The sequence below is a fragment of the Agromyces sp. P1_H4 genome (assembly GCF_056405255.1).
In genome coordinates, this window is sequence record NZ_JBFUCL010000163.1 from 1 (window position 1) to 8,061 (window position 8,061).

7 protein-coding genes and 1 pseudogene are annotated in these 8,061 nt (G+C 70.9%); 5 read left to right on the plus strand and 3 right to left on the minus strand.

Going from position 1 to position 8,061, the window contains the following annotated elements:
- Positions 1-885: class I tRNA ligase family protein (locus tag AC1DY2_RS11130; RefSeq protein WP_476762488.1), on the minus strand; the 885-nt coding region annotated here is incomplete at its 3' end.
- A gap of 229 nt (positions 886-1,114) precedes the next feature.
- Complete coding sequence (locus AC1DY2_RS11135) at positions 1,115-1,510, minus strand: GntR family transcriptional regulator (protein ID WP_476762489.1); 396 nt, start codon at positions 1,508-1,510, stop codon at positions 1,115-1,117.
- A 75-nt stretch (positions 1,511-1,585) separates the two neighbouring features.
- On the opposite strand from AC1DY2_RS11135, the gene AC1DY2_RS11140 reads away from it, so the two are divergent.
- The 4 genes from AC1DY2_RS11140 to AC1DY2_RS11155 all read left to right on the plus strand — a co-directional run bounded on the left by AC1DY2_RS11140 (position 1,586) and on the right by AC1DY2_RS11155 (position 6,341).
- Positions 1,586-2,935 (plus strand): MFS transporter, encoded by a 1,350-nt coding sequence (locus AC1DY2_RS11140; protein WP_476762490.1) that lies wholly within the window; start codon positions 1,586-1,588, stop codon positions 2,933-2,935.
- A 142-nt stretch (positions 2,936-3,077) separates the two neighbouring features.
- A complete protein-coding gene (gene valS / locus AC1DY2_RS11145) occupies positions 3,078-5,660 on the plus strand; it encodes a valine--tRNA ligase (RefSeq protein ID WP_476762491.1) in 2,583 nt (860 codons plus the stop codon).
- 10 nt (positions 5,661-5,670) lie between these two features.
- Entirely contained in the window at positions 5,671-6,117 is a 447-nt protein-coding gene (locus AC1DY2_RS11150; protein ID WP_476762492.1) for an N-acetyltransferase family protein, read from the plus strand.
- On the plus strand, positions 6,117-6,341 hold the full coding sequence (locus tag AC1DY2_RS11155) for a hypothetical protein (RefSeq protein WP_476762493.1): 225 nt from the start codon (positions 6,117-6,119) through the stop codon (positions 6,339-6,341). The genes AC1DY2_RS11150 and AC1DY2_RS11155 overlap by 1 nt, the downstream gene beginning before the upstream one ends.
- 23 nt (positions 6,342-6,364) lie before the next feature.
- On the opposite strand, the gene AC1DY2_RS11160 is transcribed toward AC1DY2_RS11155, so the two are convergent.
- A complete protein-coding gene (locus tag AC1DY2_RS11160; RefSeq protein ID WP_476762494.1) occupies positions 6,365-7,198 on the minus strand; it encodes a methyltransferase domain-containing protein in 834 nt (277 codons plus the stop codon).
- A gap of 85 nt (positions 7,199-7,283) precedes the next feature.
- Between AC1DY2_RS11160 and AC1DY2_RS11165 the strand changes: the two are divergent.
- A pseudogene (locus AC1DY2_RS11165) lies at positions 7,284-8,061 on the plus strand (M3 family metallopeptidase); the annotation flags it as partial.

Sequence of the window (8,061 nt, forward strand, 5' to 3'; positions counted from 1 at the left end):
GGCGAGGAGGTACTCGCCGCCGAGCACCTCGGTGTCGGAGGCGCCGGCCCGTTCGCGCAGCACCGTCGCGTCGGGCGTGCCGTTGGGCCCGGCTGGCACCACGGCGTACTCGATGTCGGGACCGACCGCGAGCGCGAAGTTCGTCGGGAGCGTCCACGGCGTCGTCGTCCAGGCGAGCGCGCGCACGGCGGTGAGCCCGAGCGACTCGGCCTTCGCGCCCGTCAGCGGGAACGTGACCGTGACCGTCTGGTCCTGCCGCATCTTGTAGACGTCGTCGTCCATGCGCAGCTCGTGGTTCGAGAGCGGCGTCTGGTCGCGCCAGCAGTACGGCAGCACCCGGTAGCCCTCGTAGGCGAGCCCCTTGTCGTGCAGGGTCTTGAACGCCCACACCACCGACTCCATGAACGTCACGTCGAGCGTCTTGTAGTCGTGCTCGAAGTCGACCCACCGCGCCTGCCGGGTGACGTACTCCTGCCACTCCTTGGTGTAGCGCAGCACGGCCTCGCGCGCGGCCTCGTTGAAGGCCGCGATGCCCATCGCCTCGATCTCGCTCTTGTCGGTGATGCCGAGCTGGCGCTCCGCCTCGAGCTCCGCGGGCAGGCCGTGCGTGTCCCATCCGAAGCGGCGGTGCACCTGGTGGCCGCGCATGGTCTGGAAGCGCGGGAAGAGGTCCTTCGCGTATCCGGTCAGCAGGTGCCCGTAGTGCGGGAGACCGTTGGCGAACGGCGGGCCGTCGTAGAACACCCACTCGGGCGAGCCCTCGCGCTGGTCGATCGACGCCTGGAAGGTGCCGTCCTGCTTCCAGAAGGCGAGGACCTCGCGCTCGACGGCGGGGAAGTCGGGTGAGGGGGCGACACCGTGGTCGTCTGGGGTACGGGGGTACACGCTCGCTCCTTGCGGGGACGGATGCTCTCGCGAGGACGCCGGCTGCTCGATCGAGCACCGCCGCGGTACCACCTCGCTTGCCCCGGCATCCGTGGATGTCGAGGCCCCTCATTCGGCTGTGACGGGCCACCCGTTCGGTTCTAGTGACGAGCGGATGCCTCGCGGCATCCGTTCGCGTTCTTCCGAAGACTCCCCGGTGATGGCCGGATCGACGTCGTTGCCCTCCAGACTACCGCGTCCGGGCTCCGCGAAGCACGCCCGAGGCGGCGGGAGACCCGCGGTACGCCTCGCTGATGAGCGCGAGCAACGCGCTCTCGGGAAGGTCGTGCAGCTTCGCCTCGTCGACGAGGTCGTGGATCGCGCCGGCCAGCGCCGCGTGCCCGCCGATGCGCACCGCCACGACGGCACCGCGACCCCGGTGCAGTTCGATCAGTCCCTCGTCGCGCAGCACGCCGTACGCACGGAGCACGGTGTGCATGTTCACCCCGAGCGAGCGGGCGAGATCGCGAGCGGCCGGGAGGCGCTCGCCGCCGATGACGCGACCGTCGATGATGGCCGCGCGCACGGCCGAGGTGAGCTGCTGGAACAGCGGGGTGGCGCGGGCGGGATCGAGGCGGATCAGCACTACTTGATTCTATTGTTCTATTTGAAATGGAACAAGTTGATTGTCGCCGACCTCACCCGCTGCAAGGATGACTGCGTGACCACTGCACCTCCCGCCCCGGCGACCCCCGCGCCCACGAATCCCGCCCGACGCGTCGCGTGGGCCTCGATGGTCGGCACCTCGCTCGAGTCCTTCGACTTCTACGTCTTCGCCTACTTCTCGGCCTTCTTCATCGGGCCGCTCTTCTTCGACCCGCTGGGCGCGTTCGGCGCGCAGCTCGCCGCCTTCGCGACGGTCGCCGTCGCCTTCGTCGTGCGCCCCATCGGCGCCATCCTCTTCGGGCACATGGGCGACCGGCTCGGACGCCGGACCACGCTGCTCTGGACCGTCGGCATCATGGGTGTCGCGACCGGCCTCATCGGCGTGCTGCCCACCTACGCGCAGGCCGGCTGGATCGGTGCCGTGCTCCTGGTGCTGCTGCGCGTCGTGCAGGGCCTCTCCCTGGGCGGCGAGTGGGGCGGCTCGATCCTCCTCGCCACCGAGCACTCGGGCCCCGTGAAGCGCGCGTTCTACGCCGCGATCCCCCAGCTCGGGTCCCCCGTGGGATCGATCCTCTCCGCGGCGCTGTTCATCGTCATGACGATCGCGCTGCCGGCCGAGGAGCTCGCGGCGTGGGGGTGGCGCATCCCGTTCCTCATCGCCTTCCCGCTGCTGCTCGTGTCGCTGTACCTCCGCTGGACGATCGACGAGACGCCCGTGTTCCGCGAGGTCGTCGCCGAGGGGCGACGCGACCGCGTGCCCTTCGTCGCCATGTTCCGCCGGCGCCCGGTGGCGATCGTCATCGCGATCGGCGCGGCGCTGCTCGGCATCGGTTCCTATTCGCTCATGAACACGTACACGATCAACTACGGCGCGGCGGAGCTGGGCTTCAGCTTCCAGGACCTGCTCATCGCCACGACCATCGGCGGACTGCTGCAGCTCATCACCATCCCGTTGTTCGGATCGTGGGCGACGCGCATCGGCTCGGCGCGTGTCGTCGCATGGGGCGCACTCGGCACGCTGCTCATCACGTTCCCGATGTACTTCCTGCTGCAGTTCGCCACGTTCCCGATCCTCGTGGGCACGATGATCATCGGCGGCATCCTGCCCACCATGTCGTGGGCGGCGCTCGGCGGCCTCATGAACGACCTGTTCCCCGACCACTTCCGGTACTCGGCGCTCTCGCTGTCGTACGCCATCGCCGCGACGGTGGGCGGCTTCGTGCCGCTCGTCACCCTCGCCCTCGGCGAGTCGACCGGCTACGCCTGGTGGCACCCCGGCGTGGTGCTCGCCCTCCTGTCGGCCGTCACGCTCGTGTCGGCGTGGGCAGCGTCGCGGATGCCGCGGGTGCCCGAGGTCGGCGACCCCGACGTCGTGGCGACCCCCGAGCCGGCATCCGCCGCCTGACCCCATCCACCGCCGCTGCGTGAGCGGCACCCCCTCGGCCCGCCGGTTCCCGGCGGGCCGAGTCGTCTCCGGTAGGCTGGATCGTCGCACATTCAGGCACCTCTTCACCGACACGGTGCCGCCGATATCGAACCGGAGCATCATGACCGATCACTCGCGCATCCCCGACAAGCCAGCGCTCGAAGGACTCGAGACGGTCTGGGGCGACGCATGGGAGCGCGACGGCGTCTACCGGTTCGACCGCGAGCGGGCCACGCGCGAGCGCGTCTACTCGATCGACACCCCGCCGCCGACCGCGTCGGGTTCCCTCCACATCGGGCACGTGTTCTCGTTCACGCACACCGATCTCATCGCGCGCTACCAGCGCATGCGCGGCCGAAGCGTCTTCTATCCCATGGGCTGGGACGACAACGGCCTGCCGACCGAGCGCCGCGTGCAGAACTACTACGGCGTGCGCTGCGACCCGTCGCTGCCCTACGACCCCGACTTCGTCCCGCCCTTCGAGGGCGGCGACAACAAGAGCACGAGGGCTGCCGACCAGCAGCCGATCAGCCGACGCAACTTCATCGAGCTCTGCGAGCGGCTCACCGCCGAGGACGAGCAGCAGTTCGAGGCGCTCTTCCGCACCCTCGGACTCTCGGTGGACTGGACGCAGTCCTACCGCACGATCGCCGACGAGGCGCTCTTCACCTCACAGCTCGCCTTCGTGCGCAACGTCGAGCGCGGCGAGGCCTACCAGGCGCTCGCCCCGACGCTGTGGGACGTGACGTTCCGCACCGCCGTCGCCCAGGCCGAACTCGAGGACCGCGAGCAGGCCGGGCACTACCACCGGGTGGCATTCCACCGGCCCGACGGCGGCATCGTCGAGATCGAGACGAGTCGGCCCGAGCTCATCCCGGCGTGCGTGGCCCTCGTCGCCCATCCCGACGACGAGCGCTACCAGCCCCTCTTCGGCACCACCGTGACCACTCCCGTCTTCGGCGTGGAGGTGCCCGTGGTGGCGCACCACCTCGCCCAGAAGGACRAGGGCACCGGCATCGCCATGATCTGCACCTTCGGCGACGTGACCGACGTGGTCTGGTGGCGCGAGCTGAACCTCCCCAACCGCGCGATCATGGGCTTCGACGGCCGCATCATCGCCGAGGCGCCGGACGCCATCACGAGCGAGGCGGGTCGCGCCGCGTTCGCCGAGCTCGCGGGCAAGACGACCTTCTCCGCCAAGCAGGCGGTCGTCGCCCAGTTGCGGGCGTCGGGCGACCTCCTCGGCGAGCCCAAGGCGATCACCCACCCGGTGAAGTTCTTCGAGAAGGGCGATCGTCCCCTCGAGATCGTCTCCACCCGGCAGTGGTACATCGTGAACGGCGCACGCGACGAGGGGCTGAAGGAGCGGCTCGTCGCCCACGGCCGCGACATCGACTGGCACCCCGACTTCATGCGCGTGCGGTACGAGAACTGGGTCGGCGGGCTCTCCGGCGACTGGCTCGTCTCCCGGCAGCGCTTCTTCGGCGTGCCGATCCCCGTCTGGTACCCGCTCGACGCCGACGGGAACCCGGTGTTCGACGAGCCCATCGTGGCGACGCGCGACCTGCTCCCCGTCGATCCGTCGTCGGCGCCCGCGCCGGGCTTCGAGGAGTCGCAGCGTGGCGTGCCCGGCGGCTTCATCGGTGAGCACGACGTGATGGACACCTGGGCGACGTCGTCGCTCACGCCGCAGCTCGCCGCCGGCTGGGAGCGCGACGAGGAGCTCTTCGACCTCGTCTTCCCCTACTCGCTGCGTCCGCAGGGCCAGGACATCATCCGCACCTGGCTGTTCTCCACGGTGCTGCGCGCCGAGCTGGAGCACGGCGTGAAGCCGTGGCAGAACGCGGCGATCTCGGGCTTCATCGTGGATCCCGACCGCAAGAAGATGTCGAAGTCGAAGGGCAACGTGGTCACCCCGGCCGGCCTGCTCGAGCAGCACGGCTCGGATGCGGTGCGCTACTGGGCGGCATCCAGCCGGCTGGGCACGGATGCCGCGTTCGACCCGCAGAACCCGACGCAGGTCAAGATCGGCCGCCGCCTCGCCATCAAGGTGCTCAACGCGGCGAAGTTCATCCTCGCGTTCGACGGTCGCGCCGACGCCCCCGTGACCGTGCCGGTCGACCGGAGCATGCTGGCCGAGCTCGCCGAGGTGGTCGCCAGCGCCACCAGGTCGTACGACGCCTACGAGCACGCCCGCGCGCTCGAGTCCGCCGAGACGTTCTTCTGGACCTTCTGCGACGACTACCTCGAGCTCGTGAAGGAACGCGCCTACGGCGCGCCGAGCCCCGAGCAGGCGTCGGCCGTCGCGGCGCTGAAGACCGCCCTCAGCGTGCTGCTCCGCCTGTTCGCACCGGTCATCCCGTTCGCCACCGAAGAGGCCTGGCGCTGGTCGAACGAGGGGTCGGTGCACGTCGCGCCGTGGCCCACGGTCGACGAGCTGGCGGCACGCGGCGAGGCCGGCGTGGAGCTGCTCGAACTGGCGAGCCTCGCGCTCACCGGCATCCGGCGTGCGAAGACCGATGCGAAGGCATCGCAGAAGACCCCGGTCGAGAGCGCCGTGATCGCGGCGTCCGCGCCGGCGATCGCGCTGATCGAGTCGGCATCCGCCGACCTGCGCGCGGTGGGGCRCATCGCCTCCCTCTCGTTCGTCGAGGCGGAGCAGTTCGAGGTGCGCGACATCGTGTTCGAGGCATCCGAGGCGTAGGGGGTACGCGATGGCACACGAGATCCGCCTGGCAGGCGACGACGACTTCTTCGGATGGCTGCCGTTGTTCGAGGCGTACTGCGAGTTCTACGACACCGAGCTCGACGACGCGAAGGCGCTCATCGTGTGGAACTGGATCCGCGACGAGCACGACCCGCTCCACGCGGCGCTCGCCGTCGACGACGAGGGCACTCCGGTCGGACTCGCGCACTTCCGCGTCGTGCCTGATACGCTGCAGGCGACGCGGGGCATCCACCTCGACGACCTCTACGTCACCGAGGCCGTCCGCGGTGCGGGAGTCGGCCGCGCGCTCATCGAGTTCGTGCACGCGCGCTCGCTCGAGGTCGGCACCGGCGGGGTCAGCTGGATCACCGCCGAGGATAACGCCGACGCCCGGCGCCTCTACGACGAGCTCGCCCGCCGCACGACGTGGGTGACCTACGAGATGGACGCCTGATGCGGCTCGGCACCCGGTGGTCGTTCGGCGCGGAGCCGCCGGCGTCGGTGCCGACCGACCTGCGCCCGCGCATCGCCGCGGCTGAGGCGGGGCACCCCGGCAACGGCGAGGGCCGGCACTGGACCCTCACCTGGCTCGAGGGACGGCCCATCGTCGAGCTCGACGACGGCTCGGTCGTGAGCGACACGATCGTCGACGCGCACGACGCCGACGAGGACTGGTAGCCGGACTCGCTCGGATCTCGCCCTCAGGCGCGGGCGAGCACCTCGGCGTGCGGCATGAGCAGCCAGCCGTCGTCGTCTGCCGCCCACTCGCGCCAGGCCGTGGCGATGCGCTCGAGTTCGGCCCGGTTCGAGTGACCCGACTCGATGGCGTGCGCCGCGAACTGCGATCGGGTGGCGCGGTCGGCCCACGAGCTGCCCCACCACTCGCGCTCGAGCTCGGTCGAGAACACCCAGTTCGTCGCCGTCGCCTCGATCTCGGTGAAGCCGGCCTCGCGGACCCACCGCTTCAGGTGCCGCCCGGCGTCGGGCTCGCCACCGTTGCCGACGGCCACGTCGTGGTAGAGCTCGAGCCAGCGGTCGAGCCCTGCCGATCCGGGGCTCCAGATGACGCCCCCGTAGTCGACGTCGCGCACGGCGAGCAGTCCCCCGGGCTTCAGCACGCGGCGGAACTCGTGCAGCGCGTCGACCGGGCGCGCGAGGTGCTGCAGCACCTGGTGGGCGTGCACGACGTCGAACGACGCGTCGGCGAACTCGAGCGCGTAGGCGTCGCCCACGCGGAACTCCACGTTGTCGACGCGCTCGCTCGCGGCGAGTCCGTTCGCACGCGCGACGACGTCGGAAGCGGCATCCACTCCGACCACCCGGCCCGGACGCACCCGGCGCGCGAGGTCGATCGTGATCGTGCCGGGCCCGCTGCCGACGTCGAGGATCCGGGCACCGGCCTCGAGGTGAGGAGCGAGGTAGGCAGCCGAGTTCTCGACGGTGCGCCATGAGTGCACGCGGAGCACGCTCTCATGATGGCCGTGCGTGTAGGCCTCGGCCGGTGCGGACTCGATGGACTCTGCGTCGCCATGCATGTTCCGAGCCTACGACCGCCGTGGCCGCCCTCTYGCCACGCGATCCGGCAGGCGAGCGGCCACGCGAACGCCATAGGGTGGTCGGATGGGCGACGCGTCGAATCCGTTCCTCGAACCCAGCACCCTCCCCTACGGGCTGCCGTTGTTCGCGCTCCTGCGGCCCGAGCACTACCGTGACGCGATCGTGCAGGGCATGCACGAGCAGCGTGCGGAGGTCGAGGCGATCGCCGATGATCCGGCGCCGCCGTCGTTCGCCAACACCATCGTCGCCCTGGAGCGCTCGGGCGAGCTGCTGCGGCGCGTGCTCCCGGTCTTCGAGAACGCGAGCTCGGCCGACACCGACGAGGCGATCGATGCGCTGGACGCGGAGCTGGCGCCGCTCCTCGCCGCCCACCACGACGCGATCCGCCTCGATCCGCGGCTGTTCGCCAGGATCGGCGTGCTGCACGGCATGCGCGAGGAGCTCGGGCTCGATCCCGACCAGGCGTACCTCCTCGAACGCGTCCATCGGGAGGCCGTGCTCGCGGGTGCCGCGCTCGACCCCGAGGCGCGCGAGCGCCTGGCCGCCCTGAACGCCGAGCTCTCGTCGCTGACCACGGCCTTCCAGCAGCACCTCCTCGCGGACACGAACGACCTCGCCCTCCACCTCGTCGACGAGGCGGAGCTCGCCGGCCTCGATGCGGGTGCGCGCTCGACGGCCCGCGAGGCGGCGCGCGCCCGTGGGCTCGACGGCTGGTTGCTCACCCTGGTGCTCCCCACCGGCCAGCCCGCGCTCGCGGCGCTCGCCCGGCCCGACGTGCGCGACCGGCTCCTCGAGGCCGCCCGGTCGCGCGGATGCCGCGGCGGCGAGCACGACACCCGGC